Source organism: Paenibacillus phytorum, assembly GCF_013141715.1.
Taxonomy (GTDB): Bacteria; Bacillota; Bacilli; order Paenibacillales; family NBRC-103111; genus Paenibacillus_E; species Paenibacillus_E phytorum.
The window spans coordinates 1-566 of sequence record NZ_WHOA01000057.1 but is presented as its reverse complement, the minus strand read 5'-3'; the positions used below and the strand labels follow the sequence as shown (position 1 = coordinate 566).

Annotated in this window: 1 protein-coding gene; it reads right to left on the bottom strand. The window is 45.9% G+C overall.

The genetic code is table 11. The annotated features are described in order from the left end of the window. On the bottom strand, window positions 1-566 hold a 566-nt coding region (locus GC098_RS07840; protein ID WP_171642580.1), incomplete at both ends, for a transposase.

The following is a 566-nucleotide window of genomic DNA, read 5'->3' as shown; positions in this document are numbered from 1 at the left end:
CACGTTTACTGAGCGTCAGTTGTCCCTTCCATTTCCCAGAGCTTGCTTCGGTCAAATTAAGTCCTGCGTGGCGGAGTAGGGCATTCCCGTGCGCGTAACCTCTAAGATCTCCAGACTCTCCTAAAACACCAGCTAAAGCAATTGAACTTATACCTGTAATGGCAAGAATTTTGCCTGCATAGGGAATACGTTCAACAACGTCTTTGGCTTCTTTTTCGATCCTCTGCAGCTGTTTAGTGGCTAAGTCATGCTCCTCAAGAAGCTGCTCTAGATGGAGTTTGTAAGCATGTGTAGCCTGTTTGGAACCAACGGTTTGCTTGGCAAGATCGATGAGTAGATGAGCTCTACGCACACCAGAATGCCGTTTCATGTATTTCTGCCATCGTTTAATGACATCGTCAGGACTTAGTTTACATAGGTCAGCTGGAAGAGGAAAAAGCCGAAGGGTTAACAATGCACCCTTGCAAGTTAAGATCTTAAAGACTTGTCTCAGTTCAGGGAAGACAATGTCGACCCAGCGGTGGATCTGATTAACGGCACTTACAAGCCGTTTAACGACTGTTTCT